The 21606-nt window shown below is 65.5% G+C and carries 1 protein-coding gene (only partly in view); it reads right to left on the reverse strand.

This entire window lies inside a single protein-coding gene on the reverse strand: locus tag AB0L58_RS12155, encoding a sigma factor-like helix-turn-helix DNA-binding protein. The 107625-nt coding sequence extends 22471 nt beyond the window's left edge and 63548 nt beyond its right edge, so the window shows coding positions 63549-85154, spanning codon 21183 (partial) through codon 28385 (partial); reading right to left, the first codon wholly in view occupies window positions 21603-21605. The start codon and the stop codon both lie outside this window.

The following is a 21606-nucleotide window of genomic DNA, read 5'->3' on the forward strand; positions in this document are numbered from 1 at the left end:
GCGCCGGGACGCGGACCGATACCGGCAAGCCCTTTCAACACCGCGGTAAACGTCCGGGTAACTGCATCGGGATGGGTCCATCCGGTCATCAGCTCCGGCAGCAGCAGCTCCGCCTGCAATGCCCGGGGCTGCGACTGAGCCTTCAGACGTGCCTGCACTCGTACCGTGCCATTACCCATCTCGACGTCCAGCAGCCGGGCGCCGTCGGCATCGCGCACCTGAACGCGATGTCCGGGACCGATATATTCCACCGGCCAGAGCCGGGCACCGTTGTGCTTCAACGCTTTTCCGAGCACTGCGGTGACTGCGGCCCGGTTGTCGGCGCCGAGATCCGGCATTTGGGCGAGCGCTTCGGCGATCTGGGTTTCCGGTGACTTCGGCTCCGGAACCACAGGATGGATCTGCGCGTCGAGCTGCCGGGCTTGCGCCTCCCGCTCGCGCAGCAATTCGACGGCCCGCACGATCGGATCCACGGCCAGGAACCGTTCACACAATGCGGCCATCCGGTCGACGCGATCGCCCAGCGAGTTCGACAACTGCTGGTGCCGCTGGGCCTGGCCCAGCAGGTTGTAGGCCTGGTCCGCAGTGACCTGCGTAGGTTCGATACCCAGGAATCGGGCCAATTCGTTTTTCGCCTGATCGCGCTCCTGGGTCAGGTCACCCACCAACGGTGTGCCCGGCCGCACTTGTACCGGATCCAGCGAGCGCTCGAAGGCTAGAAGATCGCAGGTGGCACGCTGGCGGTCGGCCTCCTCGTAGGCACGGACCGCAGCGTCGAGTGCAGCGGCGCGGGAAGCCCATCGGTGATACGCGTCGATCGACCTGACGAAGGCACGGGTCCGCGAATCGGTGGCCCGCCGAAGCAGTTCCAGTTCACCGGAAACCGGTCCCAATTCGGCCAGCTTCTCATCTGTCAGCACTGCCAGTTCGGCGCGCGCCTTATCGCGATGCTCCAGCGCCGCACGCAATTCCGGGACCAGCGCAGTCAATTGCCCCTCGACATCGAGCTCAGTCCAGGGCTCGAGGTAGGAATCAGGGTGTCCGCCTTGTGCATCCAAGGTTGTTCGGCCAACCGCTGTGGCATCGACCCGATCATGCCCACCAGCATCGCGCCAGGCCGAACGATAGAACTCGGCGTAGCTCATTCCGTCCAGTCGTGGCCCGACCTGCTGCAGAAGCGGTAGTACCGCGGCAACACCGGCCTGCCGGGCAAGTTCGAGTTCGGCTACCGACGGCGGGCGCCCCCGCGCAGCCGCATCGAGGGCACGGCGGAATGCCTGCGAATAGGTGAGTTCCAGCGAATCCGGTGGTTCCGTGTCGTGGCCGGCCTCCCGCAGTTGCCGCATCGCCTCGGCTCGCGCCGCCTGCGCTATCGCTTCCTCCTCGAGGCGAGCGGCCACGTATCTCTCACGATCCGGATCCATCACATCTTGAATGGCACTGCCAGCGCTGCGATTGCGCTCGTGATGGACATGCACCGCGCCCGCGACCATGGCGGCGGCAAGTTCGGCATCGGAGGCGCCGACATCGAGCACCAGAACCTTCCGGGCCGGGTACAACCTGTCGTCGGCGTTCGCCTCCAAAAGTATGTGGATGCCACTGCTCAGCAATTGGTCTGCCCACTGCCCGATTTCGGTCTCGCGCAATATCTGTCGGACCCGGCGTATACGGCGAGCTGACGTCTGTTCGGCCAAGTCCAACCAGGGAACCTCGGGCAATTCAGGCTCCGGGCGTGGTTCCGGATTCCGGATCAGCTCCACCTGCACCACAGCATCCACATCGCTGCGGGCCGAGCGGTACTCACAGCTCAGACCGAACAAATCCGGAAGTTCAGCGTGCGCGGCAATCGCGTTGTCGCGCAGGCGAAGATGATCGGCCTCATCGGCCACAACGACCAGGCGTGGTCGATCGCCGCCGATCACCGCGACATGATCGGTCAGCAGCATGCCGGGCTCGTGCTGGAGCACCACGTTCAGCACGTCACGCGCGACCGCCGCATCGACCGCGGCGTGGGTCGCGGCCGCGTCCCGCGCCGCCACATACCGCCATGCGACCAGGTCGCGCAGCAGCAGATCAGAATGTTCCCGCCGGCGAGTATCGGCAGGCGACGTGCCGGTGGGCTGGACAGTACGATGCCGCTCGATCGCGCGCTCCACCATTGCGAGATCCCGGTCGGCGGCAGTTCTGGCCAGCACCAATCGCCGGATCTCTGCCGCTTTCTCCGGTGTGCTCGGAGTGTGTAGGTTCACCTGATCGACTTCGGCCCGGCTACTGTGCCATTGCGCCTCGGCCCTTGCCACATAGTCTGCGGGTGTCCCGTCCGCTTCGGGCATCGCCAGGAATTTTTTAAGGGCCCTGACACCGGCCCGATAGCCGACAGCCTCGAGTTGCGACTCGGTGAGGTTCGGAGAATTCTTCCGCGCAAGCGCAACCGCAACCGCGGCATCATAGGCGTTGGTGAAGACCGGGTAACTTCTCCGAGGGCTGACCTCGTAGCCGCGTGCGATCATCGCCTTGATAAACAAGGATTGTGTGGCGAAAGCCTTTGCTTCGTGATGCAAAACAGCATCGACATATTCATCGAGCGACATCGTGAAGCGGTTCACGAGACTGCCTGCAAGGAAATCCACGGCGTGCTGGTTTTCGTGAATCAAGTCAATCGCCTGGGAAAGAAAATCACGACCCGATGCCAGGATGTACCTCGTTAGATCCTTGGATCTGAATTCACCGTTCGCGTCCAGCAGATGCCGCACATGGCGAGTCTTGACGGTGGGCACCAACCATGCCGTCCATTCCGGCCCGGCCTCGGCCACCATCGCCACTACCTGATCGGCAATGGGGTTCTGCGACAAACCGACCGCGAACTCGAGATCGGCAGCATTCGCCTGTGCCCCAGGCAGATCCAGCGAATTCCCGAGGCGATCGAACCCGACCGCCCACACCCCCTTCAAATCCACCAACCCCGCACCCATCACATCCTCGAACCGACCGAACACCCCCTTACCCGGATCCTCGATATGAATTTCACCGTTCCGCACCACCAACCGGAACGCATGCCCGGCCACACCATGCTCGTCTGCCTTGTCGAAACCGTCGAACACCAACACCGACGCACCCTCGCGCTGATCCTCGGGCAACGCCAGCAACGCGTCCACAACACCCCGATGCGGACGAACCGGATCAATCGCAAACCGCCGAACATGCCTCGGATCCGCCCCCGCGATACGCACGATGTCCTTCACCACCATGCCACCCAGACCGAGCTCCGCCGCACTCGGAATCAGGTCCGGAGCAACCCAATCCAGCAACTCCAACACCAGCCGCCCGCACTGATTGGCGATGTGGCCCGCCTCCCGCGCACCGGCCGAATCCTCCGGCGCGGCATGAACAACCACACCATCATCCACCGGATCCGAAGGCAACTCCGCTGACCGTGCCACCGACCAGAGTTGAGCCTCCTTGTGCCCCACAGCTTTTCCGAGCACTGCGGCGACGCCACGTAGATCTGTGAGCCGAGCTGCGGCGGGGTCGGTCTCGGTATCGGACTCCGGTTCGATCCCCTTCGCGTCGGTCCACACCCGCTTGTAGATCTCGGCATAGGTTCCGGCGGCCAGCCGCGGTCCGACGTGTTCCAGCAACGGCAGCACTGCTGCGATGCCGGCCTGCCAAGCGCGTCCGATGTCGGCCGCCGATAGACGACCGGGCTCCACTCCGTCGAGAACCTGCTGGTAAGCCTTCGTATAAGCCAGTTCCAGCGGATCGGGGGCCGCTACATCAGGCGGTTCGGTGTCGGGACTGTCTCGCCACAGCTGTCGTAATTGCCGCAGCGTTTCGGCGCGCCCAGCCTGTGCCTCGGCTTCCTCCGCGAGCCGGCGCTTCACCCACTCGTCCGGGTCGTCGGAGGTCATCAACTCCCGCACCGCGGTATGGCCGCGAGCCTGTTGCTGCTGGACATGGAAAGCACCCGCGACCATAGCGGCGGCCAGTTCCGCATCGGAACCACCGATATCGAGCACCAGCACTTTCCACAGCGGATACAGCCGGTCGTCGGCATGCGCGTCCAACAGCACATGAATGCCGTTGTCGCTCAGCATCTTATCGGCCCACCGGCCGGTCTCCGTCTTACGCAGCAACTCCCGAACCCGGGCGACCCGAGTCGCAGAAGCCTGCCCGGCCAAATTCAGCCACGGCACTCCCGCCGGCTGCGGTTCCGGCTGGAGTTGAGGACTCTCGACCCGGTCCAGGGTCACAATGCCGTTCGAGTCGCTGTCGGCAGACAGATACTCACAGGCCATATCGGCCAAATCCGGACGGTCGGCGATCGCGGCATCCCGCAGCCCGAGATGATTTTCCGAGCCGGTCACCACCACCAGACGCGGTCGGTCACCGGCGACCACCGCGACGTGATCGGTCAACGGCCGGCCGGGCTCGCTGTCCAGCACCCTGCGCAATACATCACGCGCTACCAGCGCATCGACCTCGTCGCGGCGGGCAAGTGCATCCCGCTCCGCTGCCGCCCACGCCGCCTCCACATCGCGGAGCTGCAGCGCGGCATGGTCGCGGCGGCGTGTTTCGGCGTGTGACACCGGTCCGGGCGAAATAGCGCTCTGTCGCTCGTACTCCTGTTGGAGCACGCGATCCACCAGGTCGAGATCACGGTCGGCAATAGTTCGTGCCAGGGCCGCCCGGCGGATATCTGCCGCACGCTCTTGTGTGGTCGGCTCGTGTATGTTCGACTGCCCCGCGGACGCCCGGACATCGCGCCATTCACGATGCGCCTTCGACACATACGACCCGAATCTGAAAAGCTTCTTGACCGATGCCATGGCTTCTTCGAACTCATCCGGCGCTGCGACGAATTCATCGAACCGGTTCGGGCGCACGACATATTCGTCGAACTTGTGCGGCGAGGCGAGAAACAGCTCCAGGGCCCGAGCACCGGCCGCGAACCCGATCGTCATTTGCCGCGAATCCGGGACATTCGGGTCAGCTTTCAGAGCGGCCGTGACTGCCGCGTCATGGGCCTTTGCATAGACGAAGAAGTGAGAGCCGTGCGGGGTATCGACGGCGTACCCACGAGCCCGCATCGAGATGGACCAGACTGCCTCACGAGCGAAAGCCCGTGCCTCACGACGCAATACTGCGCGCGTGTACTCGGCGATCGGCATGGTGCGCGCGTCCGCCCGAGGTTCGTCGGTGAAGTCCACTGCATGCTCGTTCTCGTGAACCAGGCCCTTACCCCTGGTCAGCAGATCCAATCCGGATACGGGGAGGAAATAGGTCATCTCGGCGGATTCGAAGTTCCCGGCGACACCCCGCTCCATGTCCGGCACATGCCGCATCTCGACGCCGGGTAGCAACCGCGCCAGCCACTCCGGACCGGCCTCGGCCACCACTGCCACCAGCTGATCGCCGATCAGGTCGTGCGCCAAACCGAAGAACTTGTCATCCGGCAGAGCGGGCAGTCGCGGGTCGCCGAGCCCCTCCACCAACGTATGGTCCTCAGCCACCGCTGCCCACACCCGGGTCGTCCCCGCCGGCTCCTCACCCGGCACAAACGCCTTCTCGCGGCCTCGATCCAACACCACGATCTCACCCTCGCCGCGGTGCACCAGCACAATCGCATGGCCCATATCCATGCCGTCGTACTCCTCGAAGACCACGGCCTTTGCCCCCGCCTTACGACCTCGCAAAGCCTGAGCGACCGCAGCCCGACTCGCGAACCCGGCCGGACGGTGCCCACGCAACGCGGCGACAATTCGTTTCCCGGATGCCCCTTCCGGTCCCACCTCGCCCAAGGCTGACCGATCCACCAGACCGGGTTCCAACTGGTCGAAAGCCACCGGCACACAATCATTCAGGCCGACCCGCGCACCGGTCGAATCCGCCGGTGCGGCATGAGCGACGACACCGTCGTCGACCGAAACCGACGGCAGCACGGATACCCGCGCCTGCCCGTACTGCCTCCCCGACCGAGAACCACCGATTTCGGCAAGCACAGCGTCGACACCAGCCGCGTCACCCCCGGATCCGCGCGGTGCAACGAATGTCCAGGTATCCGGCGGCAGACGGTTATCGACGGCATGGCTGCTATCGGGGCGACCGGTAGGCGCGGCCGCAGGTCGAGCGCCATATGGCCCAACCCGTTCCCCGCGCACCGGCCGGAAGCCGAGTAGGTCGTTCGCAACCGCGTCCCCAACCGGTCGATCCGATTCGACCCAATCAGACCGATGCAGCTCGAACCAGACCCGTTTCTGCCAGCCCTCCTCGTGGTAGCGCAGCAGATCGACACCCGACCGCATCCATGGCCCGTCGGCCGCTTCGACCCGGCCCGGCACGGGAGGTAGATCGACCTCGGTATGAAAAACGGTCTTCTCGTCGAAGACGGTGACCCGCAACAGATCACCGGTCGTCTCCACCGCGACTTGCACATTGCCGGAGGTATGCACCAGTGCGTTGTCCAGCAGGGTGCCGAGTATGCCGGCGGCGTGCTCGATGTTCACCTCGGACCAGCCGGGTAGCTGGTGCGCCAACCAGGACACCGCCGCTGCCTTCGCCTGCGGATCGACCTCGGTGTCCCGGGCGCGTACAACATGCTGCACGCGTCGCGTCGATCCATCCGTCGTGAATACGGTCGCGGCGGGCTCCGACGCCGTCTGGTTCGAGGCCGGCGATGCTTCGCCGGCCTCGAACCACACGGCGCCCGATGCTGTCATCCACGCAGTCAGCCGTTCCCGCAGATCACGCACTATCACCGCGACCCGATCCGGCTCCGCGCCGAAATCGACATCGCGAAGCTCCACCGTCGCAACGCCATCCACCCGCCGCATCACCACGGTGACCCGGCCGGGTTTCCCGCGCACCGGGTCGAGCTTCAATACCACTTCGATGCCGTCGCCAGAGGACTCCATCCCGACCAGGTCCACGGAGAAGCCGACGCCGTAGCCGACGAGCAATCGTGCGATATCGCGGCCACGCCCCGCGAGGACCTCGTCGAACGTCAACGCGCCGAACTCGTTCCGCCACAGCAAACCCGGCGGAGTGAAGTCATCGGGATCGAAGTCGACCGTATCGAGATCGATTCCTGCCTCGGCCAGATCGAACAACAGGGTTGCGGCGTTCTTCGGGTCGGCGCTCACGTTCGCGAACAGCCCGCCGCCCAATGGTTCGAGCTTGGTAAGCCGGCCCTCGACGAACCAGGCGGTCCCGACGCCCGCGATGCCCGGTCCGTTTCCGTTCTCCACGTAGTTGACGTACGCGTCGTAGTGCAACAATTCGCCGCTGTAGTAGTCCTGCGGTCTCGACCCGAGGATCAGCGGATCACCGGACTGGTCGGCAGTGCTGTGGGGATCCCTGTCCGGCCCGAGGAACACCGTGCCACGCCGACCGTCGGGAAATTCCCAGTCGCGGACAACGTGAAGCCGGAACACCGCCGCGCCCGACCGGGGCTCGGTCGCGGAATAAGCGGGAAGCATGGTGTCGTACTCGGGCACAGACGGCGCCACCGCGCCCTCATGCCGCGCACGCAAGCGATCAACCGTCACCCCCGAACCCGGACCACGTACCCCGGCATCATCCGATCGACCCGAAACAGGCTGCCCACCATCGGGATTCCGCCCGAAAACCCGATCCGACGGCAACAGCGAACCCGGATCACCGACTTCCTCGACAACCTCCCCACCCTCCTCGACAACCACCGCCCATACCTCGGCCGGTTCCGGACGCCGCACACCCCACTCATCACGCCGATCGACCCACTCGTCGAAATCCGTCTCCACCCCACCCTCACGAACCACAACCCGGCCGCCACCCTTGTGGACCAGCAACACCGCATGTCCCATACGAGTGTCGCCGTACACCTCGAACAACACCGCAGCCGCACCCACACCGCGCCCAGCCAACTCACCAACCACCGCGGCACGACCGTCGAAACCCCGCGGCCGATGATCCAGCGCACGCGCTATCCGGCCACCCGACACACCCGCCGAACCGACCTCACCCAACTCGGCCCAATCCACCAACCCGGGCCCGTGCAGCACCTCCAACCCCCGAAACGCCACCGGCACACAATCATTCACATGCCCCGGCTCACCGTGCAGTGTCGAAGCACCCCGCCCACCCACTGAATCGACCGACGACGTCCGATTACCGATCACATCCAGCGACAAAGCGAAAGCGGTGAGTTCCGGGACGGTACCGCCGACTCGGTCGAATACACCGTCGACACCGGAGGCATCGCCGCGCAGTCCGCGCCCGGAAGCGAATGCCCGGTGGTCCGGTGACAGATGCGAATCGACTGCGCGGAAGACGTCGGGAGGACCGGCCTGTTCCGTCAATGGCCGGCCGCCACCCATCGTGCCCCGGGCCCGTCGTGACGGCCGGAAGCCGAGCCGGTCGATGGCAGCCGCGACCGCGGGCGAGTCGATGCTGCCGTTGCAGGCGAGCAGAGCGGTACCGGTGGATACCCCGGCAAGGTTCGCCACGTCGGCTATCGTGACGGGCCGTACCGTGTCCAGGATCGTGTACTTGTCGCGATCGGCACCGGGAAGCAGCTCGGCGACAAGCACTTCCGCCAGTTTGACAACGGCACGGGCCCGCAGCCGGGCAGCCGCGTTCGTGGTCTTGCCGAGCGCGGCGGCGACTTCTCCCGATGACAAACCACCGGCGAATCGCAGTTCCAGATAACGCTTCTCGTCGTCGGTGAACCGCTCCGGGTCGAGTTCGCGGACGAGCTCCTCGAACTCGGTCACGGCGTGACGCTGGGCCGCCTCGATCCGCTCGGTTGCCTCGGCGGGGGTGGGTGGCTTGAAGCCGGTGATCTCCTCGGCGAGGTGGCGGATTGCCGACTTGTACAGCTGAGCGAGACCCTGTTCGGTGCGCTCCAATTCGGCCAGCGCGACCACCATCTGCGCACGGGATTCCTCCCTGATGATCCGCGAACGGATACACATCTGCTCATCGGCCGGCAGTTGCCGTAGCGCACGCCGGAACGCCTTCCGATCGTCATGCCAGGTCAGCTTGACGAATTCCAATGCCCGGCCACCCACGGTGGAAACCGCACCATCGGTGAGTGCCGAAGCAACCTTCGGGACGAGCCGATCCTGTAATGCGCTCGCTGCTGAATAGCCCACCCCCATCTCATGGGCGATTTCAGAGATGGTGAGCGGAGGATCGGACAGGAATCGCAGCCTGATGAACTCCCGCTGGTGTGGCGGGAATGTCCGTACTGCGACCCACACCGTGTCGGGCGAGGTGTTGCGGATCAGATCCAGATCGGGACCGCCGCTGGCGGGTAGCTTCGGGCTTCCGGGCACCTGCGCCGGATCGAATTCCATGGTGAGTAGTTCCGCGGCCCGCGCGACGGCGCGGCGCCGCAAACTGTCGGCGGCCTTCGCGGTCAGGTCGAGCGCCTCGGCCAATCCCTCGGCTGGGACAGGTGGCTCGTGCATGAATTCCAGTGCGAGACATTGCCATTGCTGTGGGGTGAACTCATTCCGATACGGCAGCAGCGCATCGGTGTTGGCCGTCAACGCGTCCGCAACAAGATCCACTGCGACGACATGGGGCAACCTTCCCAGGCGCGCGATGGTGACCCGCCACAGTGGCCCCTGACTCAAATAGCGCTCCTCCAGCTCGGGCGGGAGGAGCGGCATCAACTTCTGGGCGATGCGGTAGAGATGGTCACGTACGGATACCTGCTCGCATTGCTGCGACTCAGCGATCTCGGCCACCGAGGCACCCCGCACGAAATGCAGCGTGAAGTAGTCGCGTTGCAGCGGTGTGAGTTCGGACAGATGGAGAGTCAGCGCATCGAGGTCGTCCTTGCTGACCGCCTCGATGAACGCCAACGCCGGACCGGCGGACGCTCCACCGGAGGCATAGTTCCATAGCAAGCGAAGCGGCAGATCACGTACCAGCAGACCTGCCAGCCGGTACATCCGTTTGTGAATCACCCCAGTGGAGACGCCTTCGTCGGACGCGACCTCCGATATCGCCCGGCCGGAAAAGTATCGGTCGAAGCGGGCTCGCTGCTCCTCGGAAAGCCCCGCCCGTATGCGTTGCACTACATCGGGCTCATGAAGCCGGATTCGTAGCAGCGCCTTGACTGCTTCGGCGTCAGTGACCGGCCGACCTCCCGACAGCAAAGCCGCCAGCGCACGAGCGAGACCCGGCTTCTGGCTACGCACCGACCACGAGGTGGTGCCGAGCTCGCGCGCCACCTCGGGCACCTGCATCCGCCGCAGGAACAGCAGCGCGGCGACCCGCTGATCCTGATCGGGAAGTCTGCCGATGGCTCGCCCGAGATCCCCCCGCTCCGCGGCGCGAACCTTCCGCATCTCCTTGCTGAGCCGCGTCTCCCCGATCGGGGTCGGTGCCTCGTTCACCGTCGGGACCGGCGACGACGCTGCGGCGCCGCCCGTGGTCGAGCGAATTCCCGACGGTGTGGCATCGACGATTACGCCGGGCCGCTTCTTCCGGTAGCCGAGCCGACGGGACGCATCCTCCACCGCTGCGCGGGTCGTATCCGACACCACAACGCCGCTGCTCGGCCGAAGCACCTTTCCGGCAAGGCTCAGGCTCACCCCTGCTTCTCGCGCCACATCCGCAACGGTGACCCGCCGCAGCGGACCAGCACTGCGGTAGCGGATCCTGACCTCGATGGGGAGTCGATCGCTCAGAGTGCGCGCGGTCCGCCACAGTCTGGCGCTCACGCCATCTTCGGTCAATGCCCGCGAATTGCGTGCACGGATTCTCCTGGGTCGCCTGGCAGCGATCTCCGGAACAGACAGACCTTGTTCGAAATAGAGTTCGTAACACTCACGTTCCAGCTCGGAAAGATCGCCGAGATGCGCTTCCAGCAGTGCCGATTCATGCGCGTGGACAGCTTCGACCAACAGCAGTACTTCACTGTCGGGGGTCAGCATCTCCGCGAGGCGGGCAATCCGGTCGCGCACCAGGTGATCCACCTCAGGCTCGCCGACTCCGAGGGCCCTGGCGAGCTCCTGCGACGACATCCCATTCTTCCAGTACCGCAGGAAGATCGCCGCCTGGTGTTTCGGTGTCAAGTCATCCAGCGCACGCCGCAGTGCCTTATCACTTGCCTGTGTCAGGACCAACCGTTCCGTCGCAGTCGCATCCCGTTCGACTGCACGACGAATGTCCCGCACCTCAGCCAACCGGCGTGCCTCTTCGGCGTAACGCGCCTTCTCGTCTGCTTCCTCGATCGCTGCGGAAAGTTCTTCGGCCAGGGCGGAAATCGCCGCTTGCAGATTCCCATAGACGGCGGCTCGCTCGACATTGTGTTTTGCAGCGATATCGTCCACCGAGTAGCCGGTGAACCACAGTACAAATGTTTCCCTGTGGGTGGGGCGGGACCGCTCGACCAGCACGCGGAGCACATCGAGATGTTCGTCGCGTGCCGCCCGGAGTATGGCAATCTGGGGCGCGAGCTTGCCATCTGACATGGCCAGGTTCACGCCGCCACCGGCCAGCAGATCTGCCAGTGCCGCACCGTCTGTCGGCAATACGGGCACACTGAGCTCGACCACCAACTGGCGCAGAATCTGCGGCACCATTGCGGCCACCAAGTCGGGACTGAGACGCACCCTGCGAGCAGCGGCCTCGTACGACATACCGCCGTCCATGAACAGGAGCGTGAGCACCCGACGCTGACTGTCGTTGAGCGTCGCCACCGCATTTCCGAAGGCCTCGTTACTCGCCTCGACCAGTACCCGTCGCTGCCCTTCCGTTACCGCCTTCGCGACCGCACGCCGGAAGTTCATATACCGTGCGAAATTCGCCAGCACGTCAGCGACAAGCGACTTGATCCACCGTCCGGCATCCGCGCCCTCTGCCAGCTCGCCGATACGAGCCCCTGCCCTGCGGAACACCTCCTCGATCAACCGTGCCCTAACCCTCGGATTGCGTATCACCGCCATCCACTGGGCCACCGCGGCCTCGTGTTGCACACGCAACCGATCAACCGTCACTCCCGAACCCGAACCACCCGCCTCAGCACCACCCGATCGACCCGAAACAGGCTGCCCACCAATGGGATTCCGCCCAAAAACGCGACCGGCCTCTGGAGCGTTCGCATCGCCGTCGCCACGGTCCTGGGCCGCACCCAGGTTCCCGGCCGGACCACGTCCAGCCTGAACCTTCGCACTCTCGAACTCATCGATGGCCTTGCCCTCGGCATCGAGGCCCGCCACATGGATTTTCGCGGAGCCGATCCAGCCGGAGTTCACCCAGCGCTTTACCGCCCTACCACGCAGCAAACCGCCGGCAGCATTGTCGAAGACAACCACCTCACCAGGCACGACATCATTTTGGCCACGCAGCTCGGGAGGCAAAGCGTTCAGCTTCTCGGCGAAAGCCTCATCGACCCGTGCCACTGCAAATGCGTGACCGAGTCCGTCACCCGCCGGGTCGATACCACCAACCAGAACACCACCGTGCAGACGAACATGCTCGACCATGGCGGCCAAGCCATCTCTACCCGTGCCGAAATGCTGTTCGCCCCAACCGATATTCATGCCCTCGACAAGCTCGACCTTGCCGATACCCGCCAGCGCGATCGCCTCGTCGTTCACATCCTTCGGACGCATCAGCGCACCCACATCACCCGGTACGGCATCGCGAACGAAACACTGCACCAACGGACCACAATTGAACGGCCCGGCTTCGGTCTCGCCCGGCTCATGCCCCGTGTCGGTCAACCACCGGCCGAAACGGTCACCATCCGACTGCGGAACAACCGATGCCTCGGTGGGAGCATCCTGGCTCGCCACCAGCGTGGTCGCTGCGCCGTCTGTGACCGTCGGCTCTGCGGGCAGCAACGGCCCCAACGTGAGCATGGCGCGGTACTGCAAGGCATTGAATGCCCTCGCGTCCAGTCCGAGTGCCGCCGCCGCTTCATCCGGTTCCAAACCCAGCTTGAACCGCTTCTCGAGGTACTCCAGCTGCCGTGGTGGCAGCTCTCGCCGAGCGAGCCGCCAAATCCGCTTCCAGTTCGTCTCCCAGGCTTTTTCGAGCGCGGCCAACGCTTTTCGCGATTGCGGAACCGGCCTCGCCGGACGAGTCTCTGTGCCGGTATCGACTACCTCGGCTGCTGCACCGGCGGCGCTTTCGTGCCGGGCCAGCACCGCCGCCACGCGACCGACAGCACGTTTCTGTAGCGACACAATGTCCATGCCCGCGGGCAACCGCCGCGCGATCTGCCACAGCTCCAGCTCCTCGGGTCCGTACCTCAGCGTCATGAACTGCTTTTGGTACTCGGACCTCAGCTTCGCGACGGCATTCCACACCGCCTGCACCGACTTCTCGTCACCAGCCAGTGCCGCTGCGACCGCATCCAATGCCGGACTACTCGACGCCGCAGGCGGCGTGCCGCCGGTGAGTGCCTCCGCCACCAAGCGAACAGCGCGCTTGTATGTGGAGGGGAGATCATCGACCTCGGGCATCAGGGGCGCGATCTGGGGCATCGTGGGTTCGGTCTGCCCCGGCTCCAGCACGAACTGCCCCGGCTCCGGAGCGAACTTCAGCTTCAACAGACGCTGCTGGTTCTCGGAATTCAATTCACCGACGGCCCGCCAGAACGCCGCAACCGACGCCGCATCACCACTCAGGGCGGCTCGGACCACGTCCATTGCCGGACCATCCGGACTCGAAGCCTCCTTGCTACCGCCGGTGAGCCTGTCCGCCACATCCTGCAGAGCGCGGTACTGCAGCGAACTGACATCCCTGACCTCGGGCATCGCCGCTGCGATCTGCGTCAGCGTGGGTTCTGCCTGCCCCGGCTTCAGGTCGAACTGCCCCGGCTCCGGAGCGAACTTCAGCTTCAGCAGACGCTTCTGGTTCTCGGAATTCAATTCACCGACGGCCTGCCAGAACGCCTCGACCGACTCCGCGTCACCACGCAAAGCAGCACGGACCACATCCCCTGCAGGGCTGTCGTGTCCTGCGTACTTCGAATCAGCATTACCGGCATCCATGTCCGGCTCACCTTCGGCAAGCCTGTCTGCCACATGCCGCGCAGCGCGCGTCAGCAACGACCGGAGATCCTTGACCTCGGGCATCAGCGGCGCGATATCCCTGAGCGTGGGTTCTGTCTGCCCCGGCTCGAGATCGAACTGCCCCGGCTCCGGAGCGAATTTCAGACGCAGCAGCCGTTTCTCGTTCTCCGCCGTCAACCGGCCGACCGCACTCCAGAACTCCCGCACCGACTCCGCGTCACCGCCGAGGGCAGTCCTGACAGCCTCCAACGGGGGACCAACGGGCGTCACGTAATTCTCACGGCCGGTGAGCATGGCCGCCACGTGATGAAGTGCACGAATCCGCAGCGCCCGAATATTCTTCGCCCTGACCAGCTGGTCGACGATGTCGTGACGGATGAGTTCCCGCTGCCCCGGCGCCCGCCCGTAGGTCAGCCTCATCAACCGCTTCTGGTCCTCGGTTGGCAATCGATCGACCGCACTCCAGAACTCCCGCACCGACTCCGCATCGCCGGCCAGCGCTGCCTCGACCACTTCTTCAGCCGACTTGCCGATATACGTCTCCGATCGCAACGCGGCCAATACGCCGCCCGGAACCGGTTGTGCAGCAGTACTTTCGGCAACCAGGCCACGAACCCGGCCCTTCGGCGCCGCACGAGCAATGACCTCGGCACGATCACGACCCTCGACGAACACCCGGCCCGCACCGGGCTCCTTCCCCACGACGATCCCGAGCACCCTGCCGACCCCTACGGCCCGTTCAGCCAGCCACGCCCGGACTTCCGTTTCGCCGACCCAGCGCCGGACCCGGCCACCGACCTTCTCGAACACCTCGACCTGGCCATCGGCTCGCATCTTCACGGCGAACGCATGCGCACCCGCATCGCCGAACTCCATGACACCGGCCACCGCACGGCGCTTACTCGGATCCTTGCGGGCCGCCGGATCGTCGACCAACTGCAATACCCCGAGCAGCCCGCCGATACCGAGTCCGAAACCACGATCCTTCCACTCCCGTCCGACCCCACGCGCGATCGCTTCCTCGTCCACCCCCAGCAGGTCGATTTCCGGCGAGTCCGCCAAACCCGGCCCACGCGCCACACCGATCTCGTCCTGGAAATCATTGATGAATCCGACCATCGCCGGTGCGCAATTGAATGGCCCATCCCGCAACACATCCGGGACCTCGAACGCAGCCGTCTCACCGAAAACCGGCCCACGATCAACACCGACAGCAACCTCGAATTGGTGCGAGTACCTCGGAGCCGACAGCTCTCGCGGGGCGGTGATCAGCGCAAACGTTCGTGCCAGGGCGGCATGCAGCCGCATACTCAGCTCGGCACGCACGCTGTGGAGGCGCGCCAGGTCGAGGTCCGCATCCAGCCGCCTTCGCGCGTCGATGCCATCCTCGTCGACCCAGTCGATCTGGTCCAGGACGGCTTCGATCCTGATACCCAGGTAGTGCCCGGTGTCGAGGAGCGCACTCGCGAGGTCACCGAGCTTCTTGCGCTCGGCGTGCAACCGCGCCAACCGCTCTTCCGCCTGCCGCAACCGGATGACCGCAGCCGCCATCTGCCCAGCGGGCTCGGCGGACTGCGAACGCCCCAGGGCAGCGAGCCGACGCGCCGAATTTCGTTGCTCCGCATGCGCTTCCTCGAGCGCTTTCTCCAGCTTGTCGAACACCTCGGCGCGGAACCCGGCGGCTTTGGTCTCATCGATGAATTCGGCAGCGTCGCGCAATATCACATCGAGTTCGACCAAAGCCAGAATAGCGTCGAACACCGGGGAGCTGCCCAGCGCCGGTCCCAGCTCCTTCGCCATTTCGTCGACCCGGCCCGGCGTCAAATCCTGCGCGGTGACACCGTTGAGCAACCCGGCGAGCTGTTGCGCCAGCGCTGCCCGGCGAGCACGCAACCGCCGCAACTGCTCACTGTCGAATTCGCCCGGGTGCACTCCGAATGGGGCACCATCGCCGACGAGATACTCGCGCTCGGCGTCCAGTTCGGCCGTTGTGCGCAGCCGCAACGCAAAGAGCTCCAGCCCCAGCCCGAACCGTGTGGCCGGCGAGCCATCCGATGCCGGAACCATTCCCGCCAGGGCGTCGTCCAATCGGCGGGCGGCATCACGCAGCCGCTCGGCTTGCGCGTCGATGGCATCGATCGCGTCCTTCGCCGCGCGCAGCCGCTCGAATTCCGCCGCCAGCGGCTCCAATTCGAGCACGCGCAGCAAATCGTCACCGAGCAACATTGCGACCTGAGCAACCGCCGGAGCATCCAGATCCACCCCGGGCAGCGCCTCGGCAAGCTGCATACCGGCCATGGCGAATCGGTCTCCCACAGCCTGCTTGACGGTCGCATCCGGATGCAATTCCCCAGGTTCCCAACCACAGTCGGGAACACCGAGCACCTGCTGCGGCAACAGCGGTACGTTCCGCCTCTCACTCAATTCGGCAGCGACCGTGCCGAGCTCGACAACCTGGGCTGCCAGCGATCGGAACTCCTCGTCACGTTCACCGTCGGCATATGTGTCGAACAGCAGTGCGTCCAACCGGTCGATCATCGTGATCCGAGCATGCAGGCCATCGACTCGAGCGATCCATGAGTACCGATCCCCGAATGCCTGCCTGACCGATGCCTGTACGTCCGGCGGGAGGTGTTCCGACAGAATGTCGATAGCTCGCTGCACCCCGGCCGCATCGGTCACCGTCCCCCGCGGCTGGCTGCTCCGTTTCTCCATTTCCCGATAGAAGTCGGCAAGCTTCGTCGACAATTTTTCCGGCGTCAGATCGTCGGTGCGATAACCGTCTTTGGTCACCAGTTCGGCAAGTACCTGTTGCAGGCGCAGTTCATCGGCGGATCGGATGGCGGCCAGGGCAGCCGGCAGCTGCGGGCCGTTCGGTTCGTCGCCATACTCCGGCGGCAAGGGGGGTCCGTCGCCACCGTCGTCGCCGCGCCCACGCCCGCCCGACTCGGCGTTGCCCTGGACATCGCTATCGAATTGTTCGGAGTCGTTGCGCTCGTGCGCATCCGGAGCCGATGCGTTTTCGTCCGACGCATCCGAACCATCGAGCGAATCCAGCTGCACGACAGTGCCGTAGCGGTCGATGACCACCAGCTCGTGCAGCCCCGCGATCGGCCTGCGGTCCAACTCGCGCGCCAGCTCCTGAACCCGGGCACCGGCATCGACGAGGTCGACCACGATCCGATCGGCTCGCCGCCCTATGACCAAGTGCTCGAGCCATGAGCGCAGCGCCCGGACACCGGACACCGGCGGCACGGCGTGTGCGAACTCCCGGCCGTCCAGACGCAGGTCCAGGCTGCCCCGCTCGACCCGGAAACCCGCCCGGCCCAACAACTTTGCCGATGCGCGCTGCGATCGACTCCAAGTCTCGGTCGAGGCGAGAGGCGCCCCGGCGACTTCGGTGCGCACCCCGACCGCCAAGCCGCGAATACGTCCCCTCGGCGCCGCGCGAGCGATGATTTCGGCACGGTTGCGACCTTCGACGAACAGCTTGCCCGAGCCCGGTGTCTTTCCGACGACGATCCCGAGTACTCGACCGACCTTTCCCGACCAACGAGCCAGCCACGCACGGACTTCGGCATCGCCGACCCAGCGCTGTACCTTTCCACCGACCTTCTCGAAGACCTCGATCCGGCCGTCGGCACGCATCTTCACGGCGAACGCGTGCCCACCCGCATCACCGAATTCCATGACACCGGCCACTGCCCGGCGCTTAGTCGGATCCTTGCGGGCCGCCGGATCGTCGACCAACCGCAGCACCGCGAGTAGCCCCTCGGTCCCAACGCCGAACCCATCCTCTTCCCACTCGAGGCCGATCCCGCGCGCGATCGCCTCCTCGGAGACACCGTGCTGGTCGATCTCCGGCGAATCGGCCAACCCCGGCCCACGCGGCGCGCCGATCTCGTCCTGGAAGTCGTTGACGAACCCGACCATCGCGGGCGCACAGTTGAACGGTCCGTCCCGCAGCGCATCCGGGAGTTCGAATGTGACTGTCTCGCTGGCGACTTCGACGCTCCCGGCGATCGCCGCCGGATCTGCCGCACCGGCACCACGACGCACACCATCGCTGCCGCCGATCTGCCGCGGCGTCGGTGCCGGCGATTCCGGACCGGCGGTGACATTCGGCAGCGGATTGTGTCCGAAATGCTCCAACGCCTCCCGGATGCGCGTCAGCCTGGCCGGATCGGCCGGCTCGAGGCCCCGCAGGAAACGGCGGACCAAGTTGGTGCCTACCTCGGCCCGCCGCGCAACATCCCGCACCTCGGCATTCGACATACGTCGCGGCAGCTGTCCGGCGGAATCGGTCGCCACCACGGAATCTGCTGTGGCCGTGGCGAGTTCCTGCCAGCGCACCGCAAGATAACGGTCGGCGAGCTCGACCAGCTCGACCAGCTCGGGTGAACCCAGGTCCTCGGCCATCCGCCGCAGCGCTGCCAACGGCTGTTCGGGATCTCCGAGCGCAAATCCGCGGTCCAACTCCGGCACAGCCAGAATCCGGCACAGCCCGCGGTCCAGGCGTTCGGCTTCGGCCGCTCGCAGCGCCTCGAGCGACTTCCGCAGGCTTTCGCGTGCGGCGGACGAGCGCACCGCGGTCTTGTTCATCGCCATCGTGCGCTGTGCAATCTTCGCGTCGACTCGGACCTGCTCGCCCAGCCAGGTGGCAACCTGCGCCGCGACATCATCGACGTCCCGGTTCTGCACCATCTGCTGCCACTGCCCGGCCGGCATCAGCCGCAGTTGCATCTGGATGATCTCCACCGCATGCCGCAACATGCCCTGGGTGAGCACACCGCGCTGCAACCCCAGCCGTCGTGTCAGCTCGTTGACCAGGATGGAGATCGCACCGTCGTCGGGCGCCGTCTCGCCGTCAGGTACCGGCCTATCGACAGGTGGGCGAGCGCCGATCAGTCCCTCGGGACCACGGTCCGGTGTCGACCGGTGGCCGGAGCCGCCGCGCGCCCGATGCTCCGATGCGCCGTCGAGGATGCCGCGCACCGCCCGGCCGGCCGTATTGCCGAGGGCGTCCACGGCGTCGGGCTCGATGCCCACGGTTCGCGCAACGACCTCCGTGTCGGACAGTCCCTGCAGGTACACCAGGTCGCAGTACATCCGCTGGTCCGGCGGCAGCTGCGCAATCGCATCCAACAGCGATTCGAGATCACCAGCCATCGCATGACGGACCTCGTCGGGGACGCGCGACCCGACAGCTCCCAACAGGGCGACGCGCTCTATCTGTCGGAGGTCCTCGAGGCGATCCACACCCAGCCGGAACACCGGATTCGGCGACAGCCCCTCATCGGCCAGCGAGAACGTTCCGGTCCGGCCGGGCGCGGGTTCCCGCATCGGCGTCTGGCGCACGTCCCTCGGCTTGAACCGCCGGTGCAGCGCGTCTGCGATGCGGGTTCGCAGCGTACTCGAGTTCTTCGGCGGATCACCTTGGAAGAACGCCAGATCGCAGTACTCCCGGTAGGTCGGATGCAGCGACTCGACCGCATTGATGAATTCCTCGATGGAATCCGGCATCACCGGGCGAAGCACCTTGGGCGCTCTGCGGGTCACGGCCGCCAGCAACGCGGCCCGTTCCGCGGGAGAATCCGGAAGCCGGTCCACACCCAGCCGGAACACCGGGGTCCCATCCTGTGCGACCCGTCCCTGCCATGCTTCCGTGCCTAGCACCGCGGACCCGTCACCATCGGCCGCTTGCACCGATTCATCGCGGCGCACGCCGTCCTCCGGCGCACCACGCAGGACCTGGCGTGGCATATCCGTCTCCGGCGTGCCGGTCGGCTGTTCGCCTTCGCCGAGTGGGAGTTTCAGGTGCCCGGCGTCCATGAAGTCGTCACGCGAGGTGTTGTGCGGCCTCCGGATCCGTTTCGGCGGAACAGGATTGGGGATCACATAAGGCTGTGCCGGGACAATCGTGCCCTCAGGGTCATAGATGATCGAATAGGTGTGGTAGACGCCCCGTCGCGACTTCAGTAACTCACCCGGCCGGACGAACGACTCCGCCTGGAGCAATGGCTGGAGCTCGCCGGATTCCCGCTGGACGTAGATCTCGCCATGGATGTTCTTCATGATGTAGGGCGCGGCCTGAAAACCGGTCCGGCCGTCGGTATGGCTCACATCAGCGATCACGGCGATTGAGCCGTGTCCCGAGTTCAAGAGTCGGCCGGCGGCAGTATTCGGAAGAGTGGACTTGACGCCGGTAGCCGCGGAGGCAGCCGTCATCAGCTCACGCAGTGTCGTAACACTACCGACAGACTGAGCATCCAGGATGTCCCGGCCGTAGGAGTCACGCAACACCTTCGCAATGTGCGCGACCGAGCCGGTCAGCCGAGCATCCAGGGGATGCGGCGGCAAATGAATCGGCGCGTTCACAGGAATATGAGGGACCTGCCCGGTGGTGACGTATTCGCGGATCGCCCACAGCGGCGTGCCCACCATCGCGCCGCGGACTTCCCCCTCCTCGGCGCCCTGCGCCAGCGCCTCAACCGGATTGAGCACTGTGATGGGCTTGCCGGTCTCCGGGTCCCTTACCGGGATAGGCCGGCCGGTCTCCGGATCCCGCTCGAGCGGGGCGAAGCAGTATGCAGGCAGGAGCGAGAACCAGTCCGCACGCGAGATCCCGGTACGCCTTTCCACCTCCGCATGCACGGCGATCAGCACGGCCTCCAAGCCATCACTGAGATTGCGGAGAACGCCGAAAGACGAGAACCAGTCCGCACGCGAGATCCCGGTACGCCTTTCCACCTCCGCATGCAGGGCGATCAGCATGGGCGCCAGGCCATCACTGAGACGTCGCAGAACGCCCGACGATCTGCCGACAATGTGGTCGTACACGTGGAGGGCCTCGTGTACGACCGTGTCGTAGAAGGTTTTCCCAGTGCCGTACCCGAAATAACCGGTCATCGCGCTGTTCCGCTGCCTCTCGGCCAGCACGTCGGGGCGAGAGGCGATCCAGCGGTTGAGGATGATCCGGTCCCGGCCGCCCACAAGGGCCCTGGCCTGACCGATGGCATCCAGACTTTCCGGCGGGTATCCGAATTGCAGTTCGAGCGGATGGTCTGCCAGGTCGGGAATCAGGGCAAACGCTCTGGCCAAACCACGTAACGCGTCGCGGACTGCATCGACACCGACATCGGGGTGATCGTGCCCGGTGATGATCAGGTCCTGATCCTGCCCTGGAAGGTTACCGAGGAATTCCCGGACCAGGATGGCTTTGGCTTCGGCGGCAAGGTGGGGATCCCGGCGCGCAAGATCCGCGATCATGCGTCCCCGTTCACGAGGATCGGCGATGAATCGCTCCCGTACAACCGGGTCCGGCAGGGGGTAGGTTCGGCCCTCTGCACGCTCCAGGCGGTCCACCGCCGCATGTACACCGTCGAACTCCTGGCCGAGCGCAGCGGCGACCGCGGCATCGAGCTGGGTTGCGGCCAGCTGCTCGAGCTGCGGGTACTGCTGGACCAGTGCCGCGACGCGCCGCTCCCGCTCCAAGGGGTCGGCGATGAAATGCGTGTCGGCCAGCTCCTGCTCCGGCGTTCGCGGCGCATGCAATTCGAGCTGTCGGAACTTGTCCATGAGGCGCTCGTAT

It is taken from the genome of Nocardia sp. NPDC052112 (assembly GCF_040680135.1).
Taxonomy (GTDB): domain Bacteria; phylum Actinomycetota; class Actinomycetes; order Mycobacteriales; family Mycobacteriaceae; genus Nocardia.